Source organism: Burkholderia sp. AW33-5, from assembly GCF_053427615.1.
The window spans coordinates 696,539-722,143 of sequence record NZ_JBSAXA010000001.1 but is presented as its reverse complement, the minus strand read 5'-3'; the positions used below and the strand labels follow the sequence as shown (position 1 = coordinate 722,143).

Genomic DNA, 25,605 nt, shown 5'->3' with positions numbered 1-25,605 from the left:
CAATTTTCCTTGATGCGATCGGCACTGCGGCGGCGCGACTCACGCGCACGCCGGCGTGGCGAGCGCGTTCACGCGCTCGTGCGCGATCGCGCAATAACTTTCGTTGATCTCGTAGCCGACGAAGTCGCGCCCCTGCCGTGCGCAGGCCACCGCGGTCGTGCCGCTGCCCATGAACGGATCGAGCACGCGGCCGCCCGGCGGGCAGCTTGCGAGCACCATCCGCTCGATGATTTCCAGCGGCTTCTGGGTCGGATGATCGACGCGCTCCGCGTGCTGCCGGTGCAGGCGCGAGACCGACCAGACGTCCTTCGGGTTGTAGCCCATCTCCAGCCACTTGCTGCCTTCGAACAGCTTGCGCGAGCGGGCCTTCTTCGTGTCGGCGTCGTACGGGATGCGGACCGGATCGAGATCGAAGTAATACGCCTTGGAAACCGCGAAAAAGCCGATGTTGTCGTGCACCGACGTGAAACGGCGCGTCGTGCCGCCCATGCTCGGCACGCGCCGGTCCCAGATGATCTCGTTGACCATCGTGAGCTTCGTCTTCAGGAAGCTGAAGATTTCCGGCGCGTACTGCCACGTGCAGAAGATGTACATCGACCCGCTCGGCTTGAGCTTCGGGATCGCGAGCTCGAGCCACTCGCGCGTCCACGCGAGAAAGTCGTCGCCCGAGCGCTTGTCCGAGTCGTTGCCGTAGTCCTTGCCGAGCCCGTACGGCGGATCGGCGACGATCAGATCGATCGACGCATCCGGCAGGCGCGCGGCTTCGGACATGAAATCGCGGTTGTGCAGCTCGATCCCGGACGGCAGCGCGCACGGCATGGCGACGGCGGACTGCACCGCCTCCGCTTCGCTCGCGGCACCGCCGCCCGGTTGTTCGATCAGGTCACGCATCGGTCGGGGTCAGAGCGCGATGCCCGATCGCTCGGCGACCGTGTGCATGTCCTTGTCGCCGCGGCCCGACAGGTTGACGAGCAGGATCTTGTCCTTCGGCAACGTCGGCGCGAGCTTCACGCCATACGCGATCGCGTGGCTCGACTCGAGCGCGGGAATGATCCCCTCGATCCGGCAGCAGTCGTGGAACGCTTTCAGCGCCTCTTCGTCGGTGATCGGCACGTACTGCGCGCGGCCGCTGTCCTTCAGCCATGCGTGCTCGGGACCGACGCCCGGGTAGTCGAGCCCGGCCGACACCGAATGCGTCTCGATGATCTGACCGTTGTCGTCCTGCAGCAGGTACGTGCGGTTGCCGTGCAGCACGCCGGGGCTGCCGGCGATCAGCGACGCCGCGTGACGGCCGGTGTCGAGGCCGTCGCCGGCCGCTTCGACGCCGATCAGCTGCACCGACGTGTCGTCGATGTACGGATAGAAGATGCCCATCGCGTTCGAGCCGCCGCCGACGCACGCAATCACCGCGTCCGGCTGCCGGCCGGCGAGTTCCGGCATCTGCACCTTGCACTCGTCGCCGATCACGCGCTGGAAGTCGCGCACCATCGCCGGATACGGGTGCGGGCCCGCGACCGTGCCGATGATGTAGAACGTGCTTTCGATGTTCGTGACCCAGTCGCGCATCGCTTCGTTCAGCGCGTCCTTCAACGTGCGCGAACCCGATTCGACCGGCACGACCGTCGCGCCGAGCAGCTTCATCCGGTAGACGTTCGCGGCCTGGCGGCGCACGTCCTCGGCGCCCATGTAGACGATGCACTCCATCCCGAAACGCGCGCAGATCGTCGCCGTCGCGACGCCGTGCTGGCCGGCGCCGGTTTCGGCGATCACGCGCTTCTTGCCCATCCGCTTCGCGAGCAGCGCCTGGCCGATGACGTTGTTGATCTTGTGCGCGCCGGTGTGGTTCAGGTCCTCGCGCTTCAGGTAGATCTGCGCGCCGCCGAGCATCTCGCTCCAGCGCTGCGCGTGATAGATCGGCGACGGACGACCGACGAAATACTTCAGTTCGCGCTCGTATTCGGCGACGAAATCGGGGTCATTGCGGAATTTTTCGTACGCCGTGCGCAGTTCGTCCAGCGCGTGAATCAGCGTTTCGGCGACGAACACGCCGCCATACGGGCCGAAGTGGCCGTGATCATCAGGAAGGTTGTACATGGTGTCACTCTCGATCGGTCGGCGCGCCCCGCTGTCGGGGCCGCACCGGCTTGCATCACCCGGCGTCCGCTTCGCGCACCGCGCGTACGAACGCCGCCATCCGGGCGTGATCCTTCACGCCCTTCGCGCCATCCACTTCGATGCCGCTCGAGACATCGACAGCAAACGGGCGCAACTGGCGGATCGCATCACCGACGTTTTGCGCGTTCAAGCCACCACTCAAAACGGCCCGATGCGCGAGCTCTGCGGGAATAAGTGACCAATCGAAGACCTTGCCGCTACCGCCGTAATCCGGCACCAGGGTGTCGAACAGGAGGCCGCGCGCTTTCGAATAATGAAGAGCCGATTCTACCAAATCGGCCGGCTGCGTCGAGGGGCCGACGCGCACCGCGCGCAACCACGGCAGACGTGCCGCGCGGCCGAGGGCGTCGCACTGCTCGGGCGTCTCGTCGCCGTGGAATTGCAGCACCGTGAGCGGCACGTCGCGCACGACCGCCTCGATCTCGGCTTCGGTCGCGTTCACGAACAGCCCGACCACCGACACGAACGGCGGCGCGAGGCGTGCAAGCTCGGCCGCCTGCGCGATCGACACCGCGCGCGGGCTCTTCGGATAGAACACGAGGCCGATCGCGTCGGCGCCGAGCGCGGCGGCGTGCAGCACGTCCTCGGGGCGCGACAGACCGCACAGCTTGATGCGCGTGCGCGGCGCGAGGCCGGCCGCGGCGGGAGTCGGAGAAGTCACGGCGTGATCCGTCATGGTTGTGGGTCCAGGTCGGCCCAGACGCTGCTCCACGGCACGCTGCCGAGCTGCGCGGGCGGGACGGCGAATTCCGCCGGGTAGCCGACATGGGCGAGGTACAGCCCGGCGGCCATGAACGTGGGCGCGGCGAGATTGCGGTCGCGCCCGGCCAGCACGTCGGCGAGCCAGTCCGCCGGATAGCGGCCGCGTCCGACCGCGACGAGGCAGCCCATCAGGTTGCGCACCATGTGGTGAAGGAACGCGTTCGCGCGGAAGCGGAAATGAATGAAGTGGCCCGCACGCCGCACGTCGATCTGGTACAGGTGTTTGACCGGCGTCTTCGACTGGCATTCCGACGACCGGAACGACGAGAAGTCGTGCTCGCCGATCAGGTGCGCGGCGGCGACGCGCATTGCGTCGTCGTCGAGCGGCGTGTGGATCCAGCCGGCCCGACCGGCCAGCATCGGCGAGCGCACGGGGTGCACGTACAGCGCGTAGTAGTAGGTGCGTTCGAACGCCGAGAAACGCGCATGGAACGTGTCCGGCATCGGCTTCGCCCACTGCACGGAAACGGTCGGCGGCAGGAACGCGTTGGTGCCGCGCACCCACGAGAAATCCGCGCGATCGAGGTCCGTGTCGAAGTGCACGACCTGCCCGAGCCCGTGCACGCCCGTGTCGGTCCGTCCCGCGACCGTCGTGTGCAGCGGCACGCACGCGAATTCGCCGAGCGCGCGCTCGAGCGCGTCCTGCACGGTCTTGCCGTGCGGCTGCGCCTGCCAGCCGCAAAACGCGGCGCCGTCGTACTGAATCCCCAGCGCGATCCGCATCACGCCTCTTCCGCCAGTTTCGCGAGCAGCGCGCGCGCATCGTCGCGCGTCGCGGCGTCGTTCGCGTCGACGACTTCCTGCAGCAGCGTGCGCGCGCCGGACAGGTCGCCCAGCTCGACGTACTCGGACGCGAGATCCAGCTTGTTGCGTGCGATGCGCGCGAGCTCTTCCGGTGTCAGCGCGGGCAGCACGGCGCCCGGCGCGGACGGCAGGTCGAGATCGAAATCCAGCTTCAACGCGCCGAACTGCGCGCCGCCGAGCGGCGGCAGCGACGACGGCGCAGATGCGCCACCCGCGTGCGGCGCGGGCGTTGCCGCATCCGGATCCCAGTCGAACTCGTCGTCCTGGTCGGCCGGGTGCTCCGGCAACAGATCGTTCGCACCAACGGGCGGGTGTGACGCGGACTGACCGTTAGTTGCGACTTGCTCGCTTTCGGCTTGCCCTTCCCGAACGGCCGGCTCTTCCGCCGTACGCGGCGGCAGCGGCATGTCGAGGCTGTTCAGCGCGCTGATCGCGTTCTGCATCAGCGCCGCGTACTGATCGTCGTTCGTCGCCGGCGCGGCGGGCTTCGCGTCGTGCGGTGCCGGCTCTGCGGCGGGCGTGGCCGGCGCTTCCTTTTGATCGTCTTGCGACGGCGTTGCCGCTTCCGGCGACGAAGGCACGTCGAGATCGCGCGTTTCAGCCACCTCCGCCGCTACCGCAGCGGCCGAAACGAGATCCACATCGGCGGCTGCGTCGCGTGCGACCGGTGTCTCTGGAAGAATCGGCGGCACGGGTTCGACGGGCGACGATGATGCGCCGGCATCCGAAGCAGCCGCCCCGCCGGATTCCGCGGCGACCGCCTCGGCGCGCCGCGCTTTCCGGCGCTTGCGCCATGCGAAGCCGGCTGCGAGAACGACCACCGCCGCGCCAGCCGCTGCGGCCGGGCGCCAGTCGATCTGTTCGGAATCGCGCGCGGGCGGCGTAGCCGTCACGGGCGCGGCCGGCTGCACGGGCGCCGATGCCGGCTGCGCCGCACTGGCGGCCACGCCGGACGCCGCCTCGCTCGCGGCGGGCGACGACGCGGCGGCAGATGCGCCGTCATTCGTGGCGGGACGCGGGGCAGCAGGCGCCGGCGCGGGTGCAACGTTGTTCGTCGCGGCCGGTTTGCCGATTCCGTGTTTCTGCAGCTCCATCAGCACGCGATTCTTCAGCGCGAGCAGTTGCTGCAGGCTCGACGGCCGCGGCTGCGACGCGCCCGCGACGGGTGCCGCCGCGGATGGTTCGTGCATGCCTTGAGCCTGGCCGCCTTGCGCGGGCTGGGTGGCGGCTTCGCTCGCGGACGACGGAGTCGCGGACTGAATCGCGCCACTCCACACGTGCGGGCCGCTTGCACCGGCCGCAGGCGCGGCCGGCTGAACGGGCTCGACCGTCGATGCGCCATGCGCGGCGGACGCGCCGGTCGAAGCCGATGCCCCTGCCGCGACTGCCGCGGCCACGACACTTGCGCCGCTGACGGGTGCCGCATGTGCAGCCGGCGCCGTTTGCACGGCCGACCCCGGATGCGGCGCGGACGCGCCATGCTGCGTAGCCACAGCCACAGCCGCGGCCGCACCCGACGCGGCGGCCACCGCGGACGCGGCCGATGCACCTGACGCACCTGACGCACCGGCCGCCGCGAGCGCCGCGCCCGTCGCGTCGAGCGCCGGCACCGTCAGCGTCGCGCCGACTTTCAGGCGGCTCGGATCGCGCTTCATGAATGCCTGCGGGTTGGCGTCGAACAGCGCGCGTCCGGCACGCGCGAGCACGCCCGGATCGTGCGACTGCGTGGCCGCCTTCGCGAGATCGTTCAGCGACTGGCCGGGCTGAACCGTCACGGTGAGCGGCGCGGGGCCGCCTGCGGCGGAAGCCGGCAGTTCGACGGTGCCGGCCGCCCAGGCCGACGCGGCCGCGCCGAGTGCCAGGATCGCCAGCGCGCCGCGTACGGCGCGCGACAGACGGGACTGACGCGGAAACAAGGAAATTCGGGACATCGTAGGCTCTATCGCCGCGCGCGGGCGCGGCTCGGATTCGCGTAGGGAAGCGTCAATAAAGTCGCCGCAGAAATGCAAAAGCGTCGCGCAGAACGCGACGCTTTCGGCGACTCTGCGCGTCGTAACCGCATAGTTTACTTCACGCGATCAGGTTCCGGCCGAATTCGTCGCCGGCGGATGCGGCCGTCCATGCCGATGCATCGGCGCAACCGCTATTCGCACCGCACCGCCGGCGCGCGGATCGCGCGCCCGCCATGCCGATCCTCACCATCAATCGTGCACGGCAGTTTTATCAAAAATGGGGCATCAATCGATGACGATTGTTGCGGCCGCATCGCTCCGGGAATGAATTCATGCCCGTATCGTTCGCGTCGCGCCCCTCTCGCAAGCATCTCGGGTTTTCGCCCGCATGCCGCCGCGCCAACCAATAAAAAACGCCTGCCGCCCCGCGAAGGGCAGGCAGGCGTTTCGCGTCGCGCGCCGACGGGGCGCGCAGCGCGGCCCGATCCTTACTTGTCGAGCAGGATGCGCAGCATGCGGCGCAGCGGCTCGGCCGCGCCCCACAGCAACTGATCGCCGACCGTGAACGCCGACAGGTATTCGCCGCCCATCGCGAGCTTGCGCAGGCGACCGACCGGCACCGTCAGCGTGCCGGTGATCTTCGCCGGCGACAGGTCGCGCATCGAGGCTTCGCGCTCGTTCGGCACGACCTTCACCCAGTCGTTCGCCGACGCGAGGATACCGTTGATTTCGTCCAGCGGGACGTCCTTCTTCAGCTTGATCGTCAGCGCCTGCGAATGGCAGCGCATCGCGCCGATCCGCACGCACAGCCCGTCGACCGGGATCGAACCCGGCTCGCCCATGGCCGGCTTGCCGAGGATCTTGTTGGTTTCCGCGCCGCCCTTCCACTCTTCCTTCGACATCCCGTTGCCGAGATCCTTGTCGATCCACGGAATCAGCGAACCCGCGAGCGGCACGCCGAACTGGCTCGTCGGCATTGCATCGCTGTTCATCGTCGCGAGCACGCGGCGGTCGATGTCGAGAATCGCGGAAGCCGGATCGGCGAGCTGTTCCTGCACCGAACCGTGCAGCGCGCCCATCTGCGACAGCAGTTCACGCATGTTCTGCGCGCCCGCGCCCGATGCGGCCTGGTAGGTCATCGCCGTCATCCAGTCGACGAGGTTCTCGCGGAACAGGCCGCCGAGCGCCATCAGCATCAGGCTGACCGTGCAGTTGCCGCCGACGAAGTTCTTCGTGCCCTTGACGAGCGCGTCCTTGATCACGTCGAGGTTGACCGGATCGAGGATGATGACCGCGTCGTCCTGCATCCGCAGCGACGAGGCCGCGTCGATCCAGTAGCCGTTCCAGCCGGCCGCGCGCAGCTTCGGAAACACGTCGTTCGTGTAGTCGCCGCCCTGGCACGTGATGATCACGTCGCACTTCTTCAGCTCGTCGACGTTGGTCGCGTCCTTGAGCGTAGTCTCGTTTTTCGCGAACGACGGCGCCTTGCCGCCCGTGTTGCTGGTGCTGAAAAACACCGGTTCGATCAGGTCGAAATCACCTTCTTCCTGCATGCGTTGCATCAGCACGCTGCCGACCATGCCGCGCCAACCTACGAGACCTACGTTCATGACTAACCCTTTGAATGGAGCTTCCCCGCCATTTCCGCCCCCGGCGTGACCGCGCGGGGAAACAGGCGGGCACGACGGACGATCAGCGTTTAATGATCGTTTTCGTGGTAATGGTTTTCGTGATGACGATGGCGCGCGTACCCGCACGGGCAGTGTTGCCGTGGAGTTTCAGGACCGGGGAGATCAGGGAAATCAGCGCCATCGTTCGAGTCTACACAAAGCCGGTTGGCCGCACAACGGCCAACCACGCGCGAACCGGCCGATTTCGCGGCCCGCTCGCGCCCTTTCTACAATTCACTGCTGCTGCGTTGCGGTGCGCGTTACAGCGCGGCGACCACCGCGTCGCCCATCGCCGCCGTGCCGACCTGCTTGCAGCCCGGCGTCGCGATGTCGCCCGTGCGATAGCCTTGTTCGAGCACCGTTTTCACCGCGCGCTCGATGCGATCGGCCTGCTCCGCGCGATTCAGCGAGTAGCGCAGCAGCATCGCGGCCGACAGGATCGTCGCCAGCGGGTTCGCGATGCCCTTGCCCGCGATGTCCGGCGCCGAACCGTGCGACGGCTCGTACAGGCCCTTGTTGTTCTTGTCGAGCGACGCCGACGGCAGCATGCCGATCGAGCCCGTCAGCATCGACGCTTCATCCGACAGGATGTCGCCGAACATGTTGCCGGTCACGATCACGTCGAACTGCTTCGGCGCCTTCGCGAGCTGCATCGCCGCGTTGTCGACGTACATGTGCGACAACTCGACGTCCGCGTATTCCTTCGACACGTCGATCATGATGTCGCGCCAGAATTGCGACGTTTCGAGCACGTTCGACTTGTCGACCGACAGTAGCTTCTTCGCACGCTTGCGCGCAGCCTGGAACGCGACGTGCGCGATGCGGCGCACTTCCGGTTCCGAATAGCGCATCGTGTCGAAACCCTCGCGCTCGCCGGCGAACGGGCCGTCGGGAGCGGCACGCACGCCGCGCGGCTGGCCGAAGTAGATGTCGCCGTTCAGCTCGCGCACGATCAGGATGTCGAGGCCCGCGACCAGCTCCGGCTTCAGCGGCGACGCGTCGACGAGTTGCGGATAGCAGATCGCCGGGCGGAAGTTCGCGAACAATTCGAGATGCTTGCGCAGCCCGAGGATCGCCTGCTCGGGGCGCAGCGCGCGCTCGAGCGAGTCGTACTTCCAGTCGCCGACCGCGCCGAACAGGATCGCGTCGGCTTCCTTCGCGAGTTTCAGCGTCGCGTCCGGCAGCGGATGACCGCTCGCCTCGTAGCCCGCGCCGCCAACCGGCGCCTGTTCGAGTTCGAACTTCTCGTCGAGGGCGTTCAGCACCTTGACCGCTTCGTTGACGATTTCCGGACCGATGCCGTCGCCGGGCAGCACTGCAATCTTCATGCGTTATTCCTGACTGGGTAGGTATGAGTGGCAGGTCGGCGAGCGCGCGTCATGCGCGCCCGCCCGGAGGCGATCTCAGCCGACCAGCTTGTTGTTGAGCCACGGCTGCTTCGCGAGCCGCTCGGCTTCGAACTGGCGGATCTTGTCCGCGTGACGCAGCGTCAGGCCGATGTCGTCGAAACCGTTCAGCAGGCAGTACTTGCGGAACGCGGTGATGTCGAACGCATACTCGCGGCCGTCGCCCGTGCGCACGACCTGCGCGTCGAGGTCGATCGTCAGCTGATAGCCGTTGAACGCGTACGTGTCGTTGAACAGGTGATCGACCTGCTGCTCGGTCAGCACGATCGGCAGCAGCCCGTTCTTGTAGCAGTTGTTGAAGAAGATGTCGGCGAAGCTCGGCGCGATGATCGCGCGGAAGCCGTACTGCTGCAGCGCCCACGGCGCGTGCTCGCGCGAGCTGCCGCAGCCGAAGTTCTTGCGTGCGAGCAGCACCGATGCGCCCTGGTAGCGCGGCTGGTTCAGCACGAAGTCCGGGTTCAGCGGGCGCTTCGAGTTGTCCTGGCCCGGCTCGCCGTGATCGAGGTAACGCCATTCGTCGAACGCGTTCGGACCGAAGCCCGTGCGCTTGATCGACTTCAGGAACTGCTTCGGGATGATCGCGTCGGTGTCGACGTTCTCGCGATCGAGCGGCGCCACGACGCCGGTATGCACATTGAATTTTTCCATGATCCGTCTATCCGGTTGAAGGGCCGGCATTCAGCCGGCGCACATCGACAAATTCTCGGCGGATGTCACTCCGCGGCGCGCTGCAGCGCGTTGCCGGCGGCATTGACGTCCTGGCCGAAGCCTCGGACGGTATTGCAGCCCGCAAGGCCGAAGCCCAGCCCCGCGAGCGCCAGCGCGGCAACCAGCCGCGCGATGAGCTTCGATGCCGTCACGCGTTACCCCAGCTTGCGAATGTCGACGAAATGGCCTTCGATCGCCGCCGCCGCCGCCATCGCGGGGCTCACCAGGTGCGTGCGACCGCCCGCGCCCTGCCGGCCCTCGAAGTTGCGGTTCGACGTCGATGCGCAGCGCTCGCCCGGATCGAGCCGGTCGGCGTTCATCGCGAGGCACATCGAGCAGCCCGGCTCGCGCCATTCGAAGCCCGCGTCCGTGAACACCTTGTCGAGGCCTTCGCGCTCGGCCTGCGCCTTCACGAGGCCCGAGCCCGGCACGACCATGGCGAGGCGCACGTTCGATGCGATGCGGCGATTCAGCTTCTTCACGACGTACGCGGCCGCGCGGATGTCCTCGATGCGCGCGTTCGTGCACGAACCGATGAAGATCTTGTCGACCTTGATCGACTCGATCGGCGTGTTCGGCTCGAGCGCCATGTAGGCCAGCGCGCGTTCCATCGCGTCGCGCTTGACCGGATCCTTCTCGCGCTCGGGATCGGGCACGCGACCGTCGATCGACGTGACCATTTCCGGCGACGTGCCCCACGTGACCTGCGGGACGATTTCGGCCGCGTTCAGCTCGACGACGCGGTCGAACTGCGCGCCTTCGTCGGACTTGAATTCGCGCCAGTATTCGACGGCCTGGTCCCATTCCGCGCCGGTCGGCACGAACGGACGGCCCTTCAGGTAATCGATCGTCGTGTCGTCGACGGCGACCATGCCCGCGCGCGCGCCGGCTTCGATCGCCATGTTGCAGACGGTCATCCGGCCTTCCATCGTCAGCGCGCGGATCGTCGAGCCGCCGAATTCGATCGCGTAGCCCGTGCCGCCGGCCGTGCCGATCTTGCCGATGATCGCGAGCACGATGTCCTTCGCGGTACAGCCGCGCGGCAGGGCACCCTCGACCTTCACGAGCATGTTCTTGCTCTTTTTCTGCAGCAAGGTTTGCGTCGCGAGCACGTGCTCGACTTCCGACGTGCCGATGCCGTGCGCGAGCGCGCCGAACGCGCCGTGCGTCGACGTATGCGAATCGCCGCAGACGATCGTCATGCCCGGCAGCGTCGCGCCCTGCTCCGGCCCGATGATGTGCACGATGCCCTGGCGCACGTCGTTCATCTTGAACTGCGTGATGCCGAACGCGTCGCAGTTCGCGTCGAGCGTGTCGACCTGCAGCTTCGAGACCGGATCGGCAATGCCGTGGCTGCGATCCGTGGTCGGGACGTTGTGGTCCGACACGGCCAGGTTCGCGCTGATGCGCCACACCGGGCGGTGCGCGACGTTCAGCCCTTCGAATGCCTGCGGGCTCGTGACTTCGTGCAGCAGCTGACGGTCGATGTAGAGCAATGCCGTGCCGTCGTCCTCGGTGTGGACGACGTGGGTATTCCACAGTTTGTCGTAGAGAGTCTGTGCCATGGGTATGCGGGGTCGTTGTGACTACAAGCCTTGCGGATGCGGTCGATTATGCCACGCAGAACGCGCCACGGCGCAGGCCCGGCGCGAAAAAACCCATTAAAAACAGTGGTTTGGCTGGTAGTGCCAATACCTGTATCGGCATTACCAGCCAAACGGCAGCATCGGACACCGCGACGCCCCGCGCTCGCGATGTTCGCCTCGAGGCGGATTCCGGCATACGATGGGACGACGTACGTCTGCCTGTCCCCACGGTCCGGAACCGGAGCCCACGACGATGAAGCTCGGCATCAACGAATCGCTCGCCCGCCTCGACGATGAAGGCACGCCGTTCACGACGTTGTTTCGCCACGGCACGCTCGACGTCGAGCTGTACCGGCCGCGCGGCGAGGACCTGCAGACGCCGCATACGCGCGACGAGGTCTACGTGATCGCCACCGGCACGTCCCGTTTCGTCGTCGACGGACGCGAATGCAGCGTCGCGGCGGGCGACGTGGTGTTCGTCCCCGCATTCGCGTCGCACCGTTTCGTCGGCTTCTCCGACGACTTCTCAACCTGGGTGTTCTTCTACGGCCCCGAAGGCGGCGAGCGCGACGCACGCGATGCATGACGCGCGCCAAGCACCGCGCGTCCCGCACGATCTCCTAGACTGTCTATTCGCAACGGGCGGCGCGGCCGCCCTCCCCGCCATCGCGATGCGCGCATCGACCGGACAGGAGCACGGCATGCGTTACGAACTCTATTACTGGCCCGAGATCCAGGGCCGCGGCGAATACGTGCGGCTCGCGCTCGAGGCGGCCGAGGCCGACTATGTCGACGTCGCGCGCGAATCGGGGCGCGGCATGGGCGTATCGGCAATGATGCGGCTGATGGACAGCACGAAGACCGAATGCGTGCCGTTCGCACCGCCGTTCCTGAAGGCCGGCGACGTGCTCGTCGGACAGACCGCGAACATCCTGCTGTTTCTCGGCGCGCGGCTCGGGCTCGCGCCCGCCGACGAAGCCGGACGGCTTTGGGTGCATCAGCTCCAGCTGACCGTCGCCGATTTCGTCACCGAGATCCACGACACGCATCACCCGATCGGCAGCGGCCTGTACTACGAGGACCAGAAGGCCGAGGCCGCCGAGCGCGCGGCCGATTTCCTCGCGCACCGCCTGCCGAAGTTCCTCGGCTACTTCGATCGCGTGCTGGAGCAGAATCCGCACAAAGGCGGCTATATCGCCGGCGGCGCGCTCAGTTATGCGGACCTGTCGATGTTTCAGTTGATCGAAGGGCTGCGCTACGCGTTCCCGAAGGCGATGAAGCGCGCGGAGCGCAAGGTCGCGGGGCTCGTCGGCCTGCATGACCGCGTTGCACGGCATCCGCCCGTCGCGCGCTATCTGGAGTCGGCGCGCCGCATCCCGTTCAACGACATGGGGATCTTCCGGCACTATCCGGAGCTGGACAAGTAGCGCCGCACGCGGCGTCAGTCGCCGTAGCGATAGCGGCTGCGCATCGCGTCGAGCGGATTGCCGTCGGCGAGCGTCCCGCCGAGACTGCGGATCACCGCGCTCGCCGCGTTGATCGCGGTCTGCACCGCGCCCTCGATCCAGCCGCCCGTGAACGAGCAGCAGCAGCCGGCCAGATAGATGCCACGATCCGACGACGGATCGGCGGCCGTCTGGAACTGATAGAACAACGCCTGCGAGTGAATGTCCTCGCCCGGATAGTTCAGCTTGAATGCACCGAGCGCGTAGCGGTCCGACAACCAGTCGTGGCTCGTGACGTTGCGCGCGTAATCGTCGTCGAGCGGACGCAGGTGCGCGGCGAACGCCGGCGACACGATGCCGATCTCGGCCACGAGACGCTTGAACCGCTCGACCTTGTCGGTGAGCGACAGGATCTTGTGCGAATCGTCCTCCCACGTGTAGCTGATCAGCACGACGCCGTGTGCGTCGGGATCGTCGGGCGCGTAGTCGAGGCAGTAGATGCCGCGCGCCAGCGTGTCCGTCTGGATGTTGTGCGGCAGCCCGTGCTTGAGCCAGAACTTGTCGCGGGTCAGCACGAACAGCTTCGACGAGCTGACCATGTGCGTCTCGTTGATCGCGCGAACGACGTTCGGCGCGAACAGGTTCGCGATGCCGGTGATGCCCATCCCGACCTGCATCGCGCGCGTCGTGGTCGCGACGATCACGCGGTCGAATATCTGCGTCGACCCGTCGTCGAGCGTGAGCGCAAAGGTCTCGTCCGGCTGCTTCGCCACGTGCCGCACGGCTGCGTGGACGATGCAATCGCGCACTCGCGCACCGTCCCCGCCATCGTCGAGCAGCCCCTGCGCGAGCGCGAAGATGCCGGCCGGGATCAACCGCTGGTCGACTTCGAGCTCGTTGACCACGATCCGCAGGATTTCGAGGAACGAGGCGCGATAGACCGGCTGGAAGCCGCCCGAGCCGATGCCGAGCGTGCCGAACAGGCGCAGGTCCTCGCCCTTGCGCCAGCGCGCGCCGCCCGGCGGCGTCGCGCCCGTGAAGATCTTGACGATCGCCGAGTAGAACGACTCGTCGCCGAAGCGGTCGATGTACTGCTGCCAGCCATGTCGCGCATCGTCGTAGCGGTGCGCGCGCAGCAGCGCCGTCAGTTCGGCCGGGGCGGGCAGCTGCGTGCCGTCGTCGAGCCGCACGCCGTCGCGAATGAACGCGCGCCAGCCGCGGTCGACGCGGTCGAACAGCGCGGGAGGCGCATCGCCCGCGGGCCAGCGGTACGCATGGCCCTGGTAGTGGATTTCGGTGTCGACGATGCCCGGATCGGGAAACGCGGATGCGCTGTCGACGCCGAACCGCTCGAGATAGTGGTAAAGCGCGGCCTGCGACGGCGGGAAACGCATCGCGCCCATTTCGGCGAGCAGGTGCGGATGGTCCGGATTGATCGACTGCGACAGCAGGCGCCCGCCCACGCGCGCGCGGTTCGCCTCGAACACGACGACCTGCCGCGCCCCCGCGCGCAGCAGCTCGCAGGCGGCGACCAGGCCGCCGACGCCCGCGCCGACGATCGCGATCCGCGCGTCGCGTGCGCGCTGCGCCGGCAGCGTGCCGAGATGCCCGCCGGTGCGGGACAGGAAGGCGCCGTAGTCGTACAGCGTGTCGATGTACGGCAACGTGCGCGGCAGGAATTCAGGAGCGTTCATGTGGTCGGGAACGAAAAGGGACGTGCTGGCCGCACGCGATCAGACAGGCAGATGGATGCTGCCGAGCGGCGCATCGGCGTTGACGAGATCGACACGCTTCACGCGGATGCGCAACGTGTCGTCGCATACCGCGAGTTCATGCGTGTACCAGCCGGCGAACAGCGCCTGCTCGTCGCGTCGCGTTTCGACGTAATGAAACGGCGTGCGCAGCACATAGGCGCCGCGTTCGTGGTCGGCCCGATCGACGTGCGGCTGCTGGAGCAGATGATGACCGCGACTCGCCGGCTGCTGCGAGAACGTCCGGCGCCCGGCCAGCCGCTCGATGCGGATGCGCAGCAGGAGCCGATCCTCGTCCATCAGAGCGCCGTGCAGCCCGGTGTCGGGCTGGTCCGGCGACAGCGGCATCCAGTAGCGCGCGTCGTCCGCATAGAGCGCGAGCCATTCCTCGTAGCGCCGCTCGTCGAGCAGGCGCGCCTCGCGATAGACGAACGCGACGAGCTCATCGTGCGGAAATACGCGCATCGGCGGCCTCCTGCGTCGATACCGGCGCGATGTACTGGAGCCATGCGCGGAACTGGTTGCGGATCTGCTGTTCGCTGGTGCCGTTCGTCTCCGACGTCGGCTGCGCGAACTCCTCGGGCTCGAACAGCCGCCCGACATGCACCCAGTCGCGCGCCTGCGTGGCGAGGCCGCGCTGCGCGCGTTCGTACATTTCGAGATCGTCGTGCGCGACGATCGACGTCGGCGCGTTGATGAGGCGGTTGTAGGCAAGCGTGCGCTCGAACAGCGAATCGGGCGCGCCGACGAGACGAAACGACCACGACTCCACCAGCGTGCGGTCGACCGCCAGCGGCTTGAACACGCGCAGGATCTGGATCGGCCCTTTCACCATCGCATTCGGAAACAGCACGGTGTTGTGACGCACCTCGCCGAGAATCCGCGCGGCGCGCGCTTCGCCGTAGGCCGCGGTCATCTTCTCGTGATAGCCGGGAATCGGCGTGTAGCGCGCGTGAATCGAATCGGCGGTGCCGGTATGACCATGTCCGTTGGGCCACACGCGCAACCCCATCTGCTCGAAGAACGCGTGCGGCTGGATGAACGGCTCCAGCAGCTCGACCGCCATCGGCTTCGCCTGCTGCGTGCCGTCGCGCTCCCACACGCGCACGGCCGTGCCGGCCGACGACTCGTGCGCGACCATCGGATGGCAGGTGTCGGTCTGATTCTCGACCAGCATCTTCCAGTTGCAGCCGTGCACGTAGCGGAACACGCCGCCCGCGACTTCCACGCGCCCTTCCGGCGAACGATCGACGAGGTTGTCGAGCGACGACAGCGCATCGCCGAAGTACGCATGGAAATCGACACCGGACTGACTGAGGCGGCAGAACACGAAACCGCGATGCTCATGGGTCGCGCCGACCGCCTGCATGCCCTTGCTCGCCTCGCACGTCTCGAAGCCCGTGTTTTCGTAGCCGCGCCGCAGCGGAATCGCGTAGAGGCTGCCGTCGGTCCGGTACGACCAGGCGTGGTACGGGCAGCGGAAGAATGTGCCCGTGTTGCCGGCGGCATCCGTCACCAGCTGCGTGCCCTTGTGCGAACAGCGGTTGTGCAGCACCCGCACCGAACCGTCGACGTGGCGCACCATCACGACCGGCTCGGCGCCGATCGTCGTCGTCACGTAGTCGCCCGTGGCCGGAATCTGGCTGACATGGCCGACATAGACCCACGTGTTCCAGAACAGATGGCGCATCTCCAGCTCGAAGATGCGCGGCGACAGATAGAGGTCCTTGTGCACCTCGGTATCGCGCACGAGCGAAGCCACCGCATCGGTGAACGATGGCGCCGTCATGCGCGCCCCCGACTGCGGACGCGATGCGGCCGCGCGTCCTCGCGACGCGCGATGTCGATTGCTTTTATTGTCATCTCTCAGGTTTCTGGTTGGTATGCCGCTCGGAGGAGCATGTGCCTGCCGCCGCGCGGCGGCGTCAGGCGTTGCGGGGTAACGGTCAGCCCGTCACCGGCGTCTCGTGCAGCCGCAGCCAGCCGATGCGGCCATCCGCGTCGCGCTCGAACACGACGGTCGAACGGCGCACGGTTCGCCGCCCTGCCGCGTCGGTCTGCGTCTCGCGATAGGCGATCGTCGAGCCGCCCTGCCACGTGCTCACTTCGTGCAGTTCGTCGATCGCGATCCGCAGGCCGGGCCGCGCGCCGAAGCCGCGCGAGAACAGGATGTCGATATCCGCGTAGTCGAGCGCATGCCCGTGCAGCGAGATCATCGAGAAGTCCCGCGAAAAGCGCGCGAGCAGCGGCGCGAGCCCGTCGCGCGCCGCGCTGCCGGACAACCATTGCTCGATGTCGACGTGTGCGTCGACCACTTCCTGGAAAAACGGGTTTGACGAATTCATCTCGAAACTCACGAACGTTGAGAAGCCGCACGCCCGGCGGGCGCACGGTGCGCGGCGAGGCGCACGACGAACGGCAGCGGCAGCAGCGTCGCCAGCGCCGCCAGGCCGAAACATTGCTGGTACGGCAGCCGCCCGTCGTCCCCGTGCATCGACAACAGGAAGTTCAACGCGCTGCCCAGCACCGCGACGCCGAGACAGAAGCTCAGTTGCCGGTTGATGTTCCACAGCGCGCTCGCGTCGCCCATTCGCGTGGCGGGGACATCGAGAAACGCCGCGCTTTGCGACGTGCTCGTGCACATGCTGGCGCCGAGCCCCATCGCGACGAACGCGAGCACGCGCCCGGCCTCGAAACCGGCAAGCGGGGTCGCGAGCAATACGATCCCGAACGCGTCGATCGCGATCCCGCTCATGAACAGCGGCTTCGGCCCCCACTTCGGGAAACAGCGGCGCGTCGTCGCGATCGCGGCGAACGACGCGATCGCCCACGGCACCATCAGCGCGCCCGTATGCGTCGCACTGAGCCCGAGCGCGTTCTGCAGATACAGCGCGGCGACGAGGTTCACGCCGGTGAACACGCCCGGCACGCACAGGTAGACGATCAGCCCGATCCGCAGCAGCGGCTGCGCAACCAGGCGCAGGTCGAGCAGCGGCGCGGCAGTCCGGCGCGCGTGCGCGACATACGCACCACCGGCGACGAGCGCGATCGCGAGCGGAACGAACGCGTCGCGGCCCGCGCCCGGCTGTCCCGCGAACGTCAGGCCGAGCAGCAGCGCAACGAGCGCCGCGGCGCTCAGCCCGAGGCCGCGCACGTCGAGCGCCGGCGGGCTGCCGTCCGGTTCGTCGGCCGGCAGCCACGCGAACGCGAGCACGCTCGTGACCGCGGCGAGCGGCAGCATTCCGAAGAAGATCGCCCGCCACGACACGCGATCCACGACCACGCCGCCCAGCGCCGGCGACAGCGCCGGCACGAGCAGCGCGACCATCATCACGATCGACGTCAGATGCGCCCGCGCATCGGGCGGATACGCACGATAGGCCATCGTCTGCCCGACCGGGATCAGCAATCCGCCGCCGAGCCCCTGGACCAGCCGCCATGCCAGCAGTGCGCCGATCGACGCCGACAGGCCGACGCCGAGGCTGCCGAGCGCGAACAGCAGCAGCGACGCGATCAGCAGCCGGCGCTCGCCGAAGCGGCGCGCGAGCCACGTACCGAGCGGGATCACGACCGTCAGCCCGAGCACGTACGCGTTGCCGATCCACGCCAACTGCGCGACCGACGCGTGCAGCTCGCGCTGGATCGTCGGATAGGCGGCGTTGATGACGAACATGTTGGCGAGGTCGATCGCGAACCCGAGCAGGTAGACGGCGGCGATTTTCGAGCGATCGGTCATGGCGGCGGAAGACGAACGAAACGCCGCAGTGTAAGGTTCGCCGCGCACGTCGATAAGCCCGGCCGGACGGCAGGACTGGTCGAAAAATTTTGACAATCAGGGCACCATGTCGGTTTTCCGTCTCGGATCCGACACGCCATGGTGAGTCTCGATCGTTTCGCCGTCTTCCGCGCCGTCGTGGAAGCAGGGTCGTTTACGGCCGCCGCCGCCCAGCTGAACCAGGCCCGGGCCGCGGTGAGCTTCAACATCAAGCAGCTGGAAGCCGAGCTCGGCGTCACCCTGCTCACGCGCACCACGCGGCGCGTCGAGCTGACCGACGCGGGCGAGCGCTTCCATGCGCGCTGCCTGCGCGTGCTGGAGGAAGCCGAAAGCGCGATCGAGGACGCGCGCAGCGAGCATGGCGGGATGCACGGCGTGCTGCGCGTGACGTCGACCGTCGAGTACGGGACGATGGTCGTCGCCCCCGCGCTGCACACGTTCATGCAGCGGCATCCCGCGCTGCGCGTGCGGCTCGAAACGCACGCGTCGCAGGTCGATCTGGTGCGCGAGCGCGTCGACGTGGCGATCCGGCTCGGCCGCCTCGAGCAGTTCCAGGATCTGCCGTACCGCGGCGCGTGCCTCGCGACGTACGAAGTGCGGCCCGTGATCGCGCCGTCACTGCTCGCCGCGGCCGGCCTGTCGCACATCGAGTCGCCGGACACGCTCGCCCGGCTGCCGCAGCTCGGCCATACGCGGCTCGAGCGCATCGCCACGTGGCCGCTCGCCGATCGCGACGGCAACCCGCACGCGTTCCGGCCCGGTGCCAAGCCGCGCGTCGTGGTCGACAACGCGTCGGTCCTGCGCGTGCTCGCGCGGCAAGGCAGCGGCGTCGCACTGCTGCCCGAATGGCTCGTGCGCGACGATCTCGCGAGCGGCGCGCTGGTCGATGCGCTCCCCGGCTACCGGTTTCCGCCGCAGGCCGTCTATGCGCTGTACCCGTCGACCCCGCACGTGCCGCAGAAAGTACGTGCATGGGTCGACTTCATGAAGGCATATCTCGCCTGAACCCGGCGTGATCGCGCCAGGCGCGCGGCGACTCACGCGCGCGCCGCATCGTCCCGCAGCAGCGCGTCGATCCGCCGGGCGATCGCGAGCAGACGGCGATCGCCGCCCCATGGCCCTTCCAGCATCAGCCCGACCGGCAGCGCCGTTTGCGGGGAACGTCCGGCCGGGATCGAGACGGACGGCACGCCGGCGAGCGTCGCCGGCGAAGTCTGGCGTGCGACGCGCGCGAACAGCGCGGCATCCTGCGCGGCGGTCATCGCGGCCGTGTCGTCGAGCGACGGCGGCTCGCCCGGCACCGTGGGCATCGCGATACAGTCGACCGGCGTACCGAACGCGTCGTCGTACCAGCGCACGAGACGCCGACGGCACGCGATCGCGTCCGCATACGCCTGCGCATCGACCGGCGCGGACACGAACGACCGGAAGATCGCGCGCACGTCGTCGCTCGCGATCCGCTCGACGAACGTGTCGAACGGGATGCCGAGCCGTTCCGCCGCGAAGCGGCGCCAGTATTGGTTCGCCTCGTATCCGACGAGCGGAAAGCCGCATGCTTCGCTGGCCTCGTGCAGCGGCATCGCCGGCAACGGCACGAGCGTCGCGCCTGCCGCCGCGAACGACGCGAGCGCACGCTCGATGCGGGTAGCGACACCCGGATCGAGCGCGTCGAAGTACGGTGCGCCCGGCACGCCGATGCGCAACTCCGGCCATTCGGGCGCGGACGCGATGCTGTCGTCGCGCGTCAGCACCGCGTCGAGCAGCAGCAGATCGTCGATGCCATGTCCGATCGGCCCCACCGTGTCGCGCGTGGGCGACAGCGACAGCACGCCGTGCGCCGAATAGCGCTGCGCGGACGGCCGCAATCCGTAGACACCGCAGAATGCGGCCGGAATCCGCACCGAGCCGCCCGTATCGGTACCGAGACCGAACGGGATACCGGCCGCGACGGCCGCCGCCGTGCCGCCGCTCGACCCGCCGGCGATACGCCGCGGATCCTGCGGATTGCCGACCGCGCCGAAGTGCCGGTTGCCGCTCGTGATGCCGAACGCAAGCTCGTGCATGTTCGCCTTGCCGAGCGGCACCGCGCCGGCGTCAAGCAGGCGCCGCACGGTCAGCGCGTCCGAGGCCGCCCGATAGCCGCTCACCGCCGGGCTCGCGCCGAGCGTCGGCATTCCGGCGGTATCGAGGTTGTCCTTGATCACGAACGGCACGCCGGCAAGCGGTAACACGTCGCCCTGGGCGACGCGCGCATCGACGTGCTCGGCCGTGCGGCGCGCGAGTTCGCCATCGACGTGCACCATCGCATTGAGCGGCGCGATCGCCACGAGACGCGCGAGCGCGTCGTCGGCCAGATCGACAGCGCGGCGTTCGGCCGTGCGCACGGCATCGGCAAGCTCGCGCACGCTGGCGGCGGAAACGAATGAAGAGGAAGAAACGCGGTTCGGCTGTATTGTCATGTTGTGTGCTGGACGCGGAATCGATCGGGAAACGCGCGACGTGCCGGAGGCCCTGTCCGGCACGTTACGCGAAGGCGATGGTATCCCGGCCCGCGGCCGCATGCACGCTACGCGCCGCGCGACGACCGCTCGCGCGTTTCCCCCGCGTCGCCGACCGGGCGCGTCAGCCACGGCCCGATCTCCATCTCCTCGTACCGCACGAGCCGGCTCTTGCGCGCGCGACGATACGCCCACCAGATCGCGACGAACAGCGGAATCCACACATAGATCGACAGCAATTCCATCCAGTCGATGCGAGCGGCGAAGAACGCCTGGTAATCCTGCCCGAGCGAGATCACGATGCAGACCGCGATCGCGAACAACGGCCCGAACGGGAACCACTTCGCGCGATACGGCAGCTGATCGAGCCGGTAGCCCTGCTTCAGAAAGCCCTTGCGGAACCGGTAGTGGCAGACCGCGATGCCGAGCCACGCGATGAAGCCGGTGATGCCGACCGTATTGAGCAGCCACAGATAGATGCGCTGGTTGTTGGTCAGCGACGTGAGGAAGCACAGCCCGCCCACCGCCATCGTCGCGTAAAGCGCGTTGCGCGGCACGCCGCCCGGCGACAGCGTCGCGAACATCGCGGGCGCACGGCCCTCCGCCGCGAGGTTGTATAGCATCCGCGTGGCCGCATACGTGCCGGAGTTGCCGGCCGACAACACGGCCGTCAGGATCACGAGGTTCATCGCGCCCGCGGCGAGCGGAAAGCCCGCATGGCTGAACACGAGCGTAAACGGGCTCACGCCGATGTCGGTCACGTCGCTCTTCAGCAGGTTCGGGTCGGTGTACGGCACCAGCAGGCCGATCACGAAGATCGCGAGCACGTAGAACAGCATGATCCGCCAGAAGATCTGCTTCACCGCGCGCGGGATCGTCTTGCGCGGGTTTTCCGATTCGCCGGCCGTGATCCCGACCAGCTCGGTGCCGAGAAACGAGAAGCCCGCGATCAGCGCGACGCTCATCATCGCGTGCACGCCGCCGACGAACGGTGCGTCGCCGGTCCTGAAGTTGCGCCAGCCGACCGGATGCCCGTTGCCGAGCAGGCCCGCCGCGATGAGCAACCCCGCCGCGATGAACGCGATCACGGTGACGACCTTGATCAGCGAGAACCAGTATTCGGATTCGCCGAAGCCGCGCACCGACAGCGTGTTCAGCAGGAAGATCAGCACCAGGAAGCCCGCGCCCCACCACACGCCCGGCACTGCTGGAAACCAGTAGCGCATCACGATCTGTCCGGCGACGAGTTCGATCGCGATCGTCACCGCCCAGCTGTACCAGTAGGTCCAGCCGAGCGCGACGCCGAAGCCTTCGTCGACGTACTTCTCGCCGTAGATCGCGAACGAGCCCGACACCGGCATCAGCGCGGCCATCTCGCCGAGCCCGGTGACGACGAAGTAGACCATCAGCCCGATCGCGATATACGCGGCGATCGCGCCGCCCGGCCCCGCCTGCGCGACCGATGCGCCCGACGCGACGAACAGCCCGGTGCCGATCGAGCCGCCGATCGCGATCATCGCGATGTGGCGGCTCTGCAGCCGGCGCTTCAGCGCCGTTCCGGACGGCGCGGCCGTCTCCACTGCCGCTTGCAAAGCATCCATAGTGTTCACCCTGATTGGATTCGGGCCGATCCAATTGATTCGGAATACCAATCGATTGGCCCGGTTATTCGCGTCGAAGAACGGTCCTGTTCGCCGGGCCGCGCGTCCGATGCCGGCGGCCCGGACGCGCACGGCCGCGTCAGACGACGCTGCGCTTGATCGCCTGCAGCTCGGCCGTCGTCACGATCTTCTCGATCCGGAACCGCTGACTTTCAAGCCACATGTTCGCGATCCGCCGGTATTCGTCGAGATCCTCGCACGCGAGCCGCACGAGAAAATCGAACGTGCCGCTGACGAGCCAGCAGTCGAGCACCGCCGGGTTGTTCCGCATCTCGTCCTCGAACGGCGCCTGCGAACGGCCGTGGTCGGCCAGCACGATCTGCGCGATCACGACGATCGGCTTGGTCGCGCGCGGCGCCTTGATCACCGCGCGATAGCCTTCGATCACGCCGAGCGCCTCGAGCCGCTCCACGCGTGCCTGACATGGGCGCGGCGTGAGGTTCACGAGCTCCGACAGCTTCCGGTACGAAATGCGTCCGTCGGTGCGCAGGATGTCGAGGATCCGGAGGTCGATCTTGTCGAGCTGCATCTTCTTGTCGGTCATCCGCGTTCGCTCCGGTCGGGTGGTGGCTGGCGCGCGGAGCGTCTGCTCCAGTTCCGCGCGGGGGCCACATTATCCGGCCGAAGCGGCCGCGCGCCAATCGGCTAGAAGCGCAGCGACAGGCAGGTCAGGCCGCCGTCCATCTTGCGGAACTCGCTCGTGTCGATCACGTGCAGCGGCAGCCCGAGCGCGCCGATCGCGTCGTGCACGCGCGGATAGCCGGCCGGTGTGATCAGCGTGCCGTTCACGCGCAGCGTGTTGCCTGCATATTCATCGGCGGCCGAGATGGCGATCCGGCGATAGTCGGCGAACGCCGGATGCGCGGCCAGCGCCTCGGTCACGAGCAGCGTGTCGTCGCCGAGCGCGTTGACCACCGATTTCAGATGCAGGCCGGCGCCCACCGCCACCGCGACGACCGAATAGCCGTAGCGCGACACCAGCGACTCGAACGCGGCGATGCCCTCTGCATCGGTACGGCTCGTCAGGCCGATGTAGAAGCGCTTGCCGACGAGCATCACGTCGCCGCCGTCGAGGCGGCCTGCCTGCATCGGCAGCAGGTCGCGATGCGCACCGAGCGCCGCTTCGATGTGCGCCGTCTCGCCGCGCCGCGCGGGTGCGCCGGGGCGCGTGATCACCGCGAATTCGGGCGTGACGACCGCGACGTCCTCGACGAAGTGCGAATCGGGAAACGCGTCCAGCGGCGGCAGTTCGGTCAGTTCGACACCGAGGCCGCGCAGCGCGTCGCAGTATGCGTGGAACTGCGTGAGCGTCTTGTCGTAGTCGGGCGCGCCGAGCGCGGCGGTGGTGAGACCCGCGCCGCAGGACGGCGCGGGACGGCGAACGATCGCTTGCGTGAATTGCATCGACTCCTCCATGGTCACGCTGCCCCGTGCGGCGCGCGGGGCAGCTGCGTTGTGTCCGGACCATTATCGGAAGCCAAATTGCGCAATTCGCGTCGAATTCGGGCGCGCCCGCAGCCGATCGCGTCGAATTGCGTGCGTGACGCAGCGGATTCGGCAGACGGCCGGCGTGCGCGGCGCAAACGCGCCGTACGCGGGTGCCGGAGCGGCCGACGCGTCCGTGCGCTGCATCCGTCATGCGGCGACAGGCGCGAACCCCATTTGCGCACGCCCCAGCGCCGTCAGATCGCCCTCGCCGCCGCGTCCGGCGAAATCGACCTCGAAATGATCGGCCGGGAAATCGGGCGGGCTGTCGCCGCGCAGGAACGCGAGCCGCTGGCGCCGGAGGTACGCATCGTTCTTCGCGCAACCGGGCGCGGCCGCGATGTACATCACGTTGCTGTCGCCGCTGCCGCGATGCGCATCCTCGACCGCATGCACGACGTCGCCATGCCAGAACACCGCATCGCCCGGCTCCATGTGCGGGATCGGCACCAGCGCGTCGAGCAGCAGCGCATGCCATTCGGGCAGGATCGACAGCGCGCGACCCGGACGCGCGCCGCACAGGTCGTCGTCGGCGACGTCGTCCTGCAGCGCACGCAGCACGACGTACGCCATCGCGTTCGCGACCGGGATCAGTTGCAGCGTGCCGTCGCCGGGCCCTTGCGGCGTCAGCGCGGTCCAGCCCTGGAACGTGCGGAACATCGAGCACACGGCCGGCGACGGAATCTCCTCGACGTCGGGGCGGAACGCCGCGTCGAACGGATCGTAATCGCGCCAGTGGCCGGCCAGCACGTGGCGGTAGACCTGCCGGAAATTCGCGCCGAGCCAGCGTTCGACCGAGCCGCCGTCGACGTGCGGCGACAGCCCGAGCGACGTCGAGCCCGGTGGCCGGCGGCGGATCCGGTCCGCGTAGGCCGGCACCTGGTCGGGATCGAAATGCGTGCGCGCGCCGTCCGCATGACGCCACAGCCGGTTCAGGAACACGCGTGCCCGCGTGAGGGCCGGAGACTGGCGCGCGGCCACCTGCGGCTTCGACCAGTAGACGCCGTAGATCTGCGGCTTGCCCGACGCGAGGTTGCCGAAGTAACGGTCCTCGGCGCGCGCATGCAGCCGCTCGGCGAAGCGGTTCGCGTCCAGATAGGCGCCGATCTCGTCGTTCCAGTCGCGCGCCTGCTGCGCGTCGAACACACCGCGGATCACCGCCGCGCCATGCGCACGGATCGCGGCGATCGCCCGCGGATCGACGGTGTCGTTCGCGATATCCGCGAATCGCAGCACCGGAATCACGTCGCGGCCTTGCGCGTGCGCGCGGCGGATCGCGTCGACCTGCCGCGCGATATCGCCCTCCAGCTCGCGGAACGTGGCCGCGTAACCGGGCAGATCGGCGCGCAGCGCCCGTTTCGCCGTGCGGATCGCGGCCGGCAGATCGTCAATCGTCAGGTGCATCGTCGTCTCCTCGCTGAATCGTGTGTCGTGTCGAGCATTCAGCGTACGGCCGGCGCGGTGCCGTCATCGACACGATCCGGTCAACTATCGATACAATCCTGACAACCACCCGCTACTCGGGACGATGGCAGACCACGCACAGCTTGTTGCCGTCCGGGTCGCGGAAATACGCACCGTAGTAGTCGGCGTGATAGTGCGGCCGCAGCCCCGGCGGCCCGTCGCAGGTGCCGCCGTGCTGCAGCGCGAGCGCATGACAGCGGTCGACCCGCGCGCGCGTCGGCACGTCGAACGCGATCGTGTGGCCGTTGCCCGGTTCGGGCGCGCGGCCGTCGAGGGGCCGGCCGAAGAAGAACAGCGGCCGGTCGGCATCGGCCGGCATCCAGCCCGACCAGCCGTCCGGCTCGCGGACCTTCAGACGCAGCCCGAGTTCCGCGAACAGCGGCGCGTAGAAGTCGTACGCGCGCGCGGTATCGCTGACGCCTACGCAAACATGTGAAAACATGGCATCGCTCCGTCGTGACGA

Annotated in this window: 25 protein-coding genes; 3 read left to right on the top strand and 22 right to left on the bottom strand. The window is 68.1% G+C overall.

The genetic code is table 11. The features are described 5' to 3' along the window. Nucleotides 1-39: 39 nt before the first annotated feature. From ACV22V_RS03350 to leuC, 11 genes are all read right to left on the bottom strand, one after another. Entirely contained in the window at nt 40-891 is an 852-nt protein-coding gene (locus ACV22V_RS03350; RefSeq protein ID WP_448012970.1) for a DNA-methyltransferase, read from the bottom strand. 9 nt (nt 892-900) lie between these two features. Continuing rightward, nucleotides 901-2,094: a tryptophan synthase subunit beta gene (gene trpB / locus ACV22V_RS03345; RefSeq protein WP_059524753.1), complete on the bottom strand. Its 1,194-nt coding sequence runs from the start codon at nt 2,092-2,094 to the stop codon at nt 901-903. Between the two features lie 55 nt (nt 2,095-2,149). Then, the gene (locus ACV22V_RS03340; RefSeq protein ID WP_448013018.1) at nt 2,150-2,851 is read right to left on the bottom strand and encodes a phosphoribosylanthranilate isomerase; all 702 of its coding nucleotides are present in this window, start codon (nt 2,849-2,851) and stop codon (nt 2,150-2,152) included. After that, nucleotides 2,848-3,660 carry a tRNA pseudouridine(38-40) synthase TruA gene (gene truA / locus ACV22V_RS03335; RefSeq protein ID WP_448012968.1) on the bottom strand — a complete coding sequence of 271 codons (813 nt, stop codon included), beginning with the start codon at nt 3,658-3,660 and terminating at the stop codon, nt 2,848-2,850. Before truA ends, ACV22V_RS03340 begins: the two co-directional genes overlap by 4 nt. After that, on the bottom strand, nt 3,660-5,672 hold the full coding sequence (locus tag ACV22V_RS03330) for a FimV/HubP family polar landmark protein (RefSeq protein ID WP_448012967.1): 2,013 nt from the start codon (nt 5,670-5,672) through the stop codon (nt 3,660-3,662). Before ACV22V_RS03330 ends, truA begins: the two co-directional genes overlap by 1 nt. A 509-nt stretch (nt 5,673-6,181) precedes the next feature. Next, a complete protein-coding gene (gene asd, locus ACV22V_RS03325; RefSeq protein WP_059466419.1) occupies nt 6,182-7,303 on the bottom strand; it encodes an aspartate-semialdehyde dehydrogenase in 1,122 nt (373 codons plus the stop codon). An 82-nt stretch (nt 7,304-7,385) separates the two neighbouring features. After that, nucleotides 7,386-7,505, bottom strand: coding sequence for a hypothetical protein (locus ACV22V_RS03320; protein WP_039319027.1), 120 nt, complete (start codon nt 7,503-7,505; stop codon nt 7,386-7,388). 118 nt (nt 7,506-7,623) lie between these two features. Continuing rightward, complete coding sequence (gene leuB, locus ACV22V_RS03315; RefSeq protein ID WP_059524744.1) at nt 7,624-8,691, bottom strand: 3-isopropylmalate dehydrogenase; 1,068 nt, start codon at nt 8,689-8,691, stop codon at nt 7,624-7,626. A gap of 75 nt (nt 8,692-8,766) precedes the next feature. Next, nucleotides 8,767-9,417: a 3-isopropylmalate dehydratase small subunit gene (leuD, locus tag ACV22V_RS03310; RefSeq protein WP_059524742.1), complete on the bottom strand. Its 651-nt coding sequence runs from the start codon at nt 9,415-9,417 to the stop codon at nt 8,767-8,769. Between the two features lie 65 nt (nt 9,418-9,482). After that, a complete protein-coding gene (locus ACV22V_RS03305; protein ID WP_059450800.1) occupies nt 9,483-9,629 on the bottom strand; it encodes an entericidin A/B family lipoprotein in 147 nt (48 codons plus the stop codon). A 3-nt stretch (nt 9,630-9,632) separates the two neighbouring features. Further along, entirely contained in the window at nt 9,633-11,042 is a 1,410-nt protein-coding gene (leuC, locus tag ACV22V_RS03300; protein ID WP_057923944.1) for a 3-isopropylmalate dehydratase large subunit, read from the bottom strand. A gap of 274 nt (nt 11,043-11,316) precedes the next feature. Between leuC and ACV22V_RS03295 the strand changes: the two genes are divergently transcribed. Both ACV22V_RS03295 and ACV22V_RS03290 read left to right on the top strand, forming a co-directional pair. After that, nucleotides 11,317-11,649: a cupin domain-containing protein gene (locus ACV22V_RS03295; RefSeq protein WP_448012964.1), complete on the top strand. Its 333-nt coding sequence runs from the start codon at nt 11,317-11,319 to the stop codon at nt 11,647-11,649. Nucleotides 11,650-11,764: 115 nt separating this feature from the next. Further along, entirely contained in the window at nt 11,765-12,490 is a 726-nt protein-coding gene (locus ACV22V_RS03290) for a glutathione S-transferase (RefSeq protein ID WP_059700569.1), read from the top strand. 14 nt (nt 12,491-12,504) lie between these two features. Here ACV22V_RS03290 and ACV22V_RS03285 read toward each other — a convergent pair whose 3' ends face one another. The 5 genes from ACV22V_RS03285 to ACV22V_RS03265 all read right to left on the bottom strand — a co-directional run bounded on the left by ACV22V_RS03285 (nt 12,505) and on the right by ACV22V_RS03265 (nt 17,995). After that, nucleotides 12,505-14,202: a flavin monoamine oxidase family protein gene (locus ACV22V_RS03285; protein WP_448012963.1), complete on the bottom strand. Its 1,698-nt coding sequence runs from the start codon at nt 14,200-14,202 to the stop codon at nt 12,505-12,507. Between the two features lie 39 nt (nt 14,203-14,241). Continuing rightward, nucleotides 14,242-14,724 carry an aromatic-ring-hydroxylating dioxygenase subunit beta gene (locus tag ACV22V_RS03280; RefSeq protein WP_448012962.1) on the bottom strand — a complete coding sequence of 161 codons (483 nt, stop codon included), beginning with the start codon at nt 14,722-14,724 and terminating at the stop codon, nt 14,242-14,244. After that, nucleotides 14,702-16,048: an aromatic ring-hydroxylating dioxygenase subunit alpha gene (locus ACV22V_RS03275; protein ID WP_448012961.1), complete on the bottom strand. Its 1,347-nt coding sequence runs from the start codon at nt 16,046-16,048 to the stop codon at nt 14,702-14,704. The genes ACV22V_RS03280 and ACV22V_RS03275 overlap by 23 nt, the downstream gene beginning before the upstream one ends. A gap of 157 nt (nt 16,049-16,205) precedes the next feature. Beyond that, complete coding sequence (locus ACV22V_RS03270; protein WP_059699925.1) at nt 16,206-16,604, bottom strand: hypothetical protein; 399 nt, start codon at nt 16,602-16,604, stop codon at nt 16,206-16,208. Nucleotides 16,605-16,612: 8 nt separating this feature from the next. Next, nucleotides 16,613-17,995: an MFS transporter gene (locus tag ACV22V_RS03265; protein ID WP_448012960.1), complete on the bottom strand. Its 1,383-nt coding sequence runs from the start codon at nt 17,993-17,995 to the stop codon at nt 16,613-16,615. A gap of 138 nt (nt 17,996-18,133) precedes the next feature. Between ACV22V_RS03265 and ACV22V_RS03260 the strand changes: the two genes are divergently transcribed. Next, the gene (locus tag ACV22V_RS03260; protein ID WP_124628505.1) at nt 18,134-19,039 is read left to right on the top strand and encodes a LysR family transcriptional regulator; all 906 of its coding nucleotides are present in this window, start codon (nt 18,134-18,136) and stop codon (nt 19,037-19,039) included. Nucleotides 19,040-19,071: 32 nt separating this feature from the next. Here ACV22V_RS03260 and iaaH read toward each other — a convergent pair whose 3' ends face one another. From iaaH to ACV22V_RS03230, 6 genes are all read right to left on the bottom strand, one after another. Continuing rightward, nucleotides 19,072-20,493: an indoleacetamide hydrolase gene (gene iaaH, locus ACV22V_RS03255; protein WP_448012959.1), complete on the bottom strand. Its 1,422-nt coding sequence runs from the start codon at nt 20,491-20,493 to the stop codon at nt 19,072-19,074. Between the two features lie 107 nt (nt 20,494-20,600). Then, a complete protein-coding gene (locus ACV22V_RS03250; RefSeq protein WP_448012958.1) occupies nt 20,601-22,133 on the bottom strand; it encodes an amino acid permease in 1,533 nt (510 codons plus the stop codon). 139 nt (nt 22,134-22,272) lie between these two features. Further along, nucleotides 22,273-22,737, bottom strand: a complete 465-nt coding sequence (locus ACV22V_RS03245) for an Lrp/AsnC family transcriptional regulator (protein WP_059524722.1) — start codon at nt 22,735-22,737, stop codon at nt 22,273-22,275. Nucleotides 22,738-22,838: 101 nt separating this feature from the next. Next, nucleotides 22,839-23,597 carry a dimethylarginine dimethylaminohydrolase family protein gene (locus ACV22V_RS03240; RefSeq protein ID WP_448012957.1) on the bottom strand — a complete coding sequence of 253 codons (759 nt, stop codon included), beginning with the start codon at nt 23,595-23,597 and terminating at the stop codon, nt 22,839-22,841. A 231-nt stretch (nt 23,598-23,828) separates the two neighbouring features. Beyond that, nucleotides 23,829-25,082 carry a DUF1479 domain-containing protein gene (locus ACV22V_RS03235; protein ID WP_448012956.1) on the bottom strand — a complete coding sequence of 418 codons (1,254 nt, stop codon included), beginning with the start codon at nt 25,080-25,082 and terminating at the stop codon, nt 23,829-23,831. A 112-nt stretch (nt 25,083-25,194) separates the two neighbouring features. Continuing rightward, nucleotides 25,195-25,584 carry a VOC family protein gene (locus ACV22V_RS03230; protein WP_448012955.1) on the bottom strand — a complete coding sequence of 130 codons (390 nt, stop codon included), beginning with the start codon at nt 25,582-25,584 and terminating at the stop codon, nt 25,195-25,197. Nucleotides 25,585-25,605: the final 21 nt, after the last annotated feature.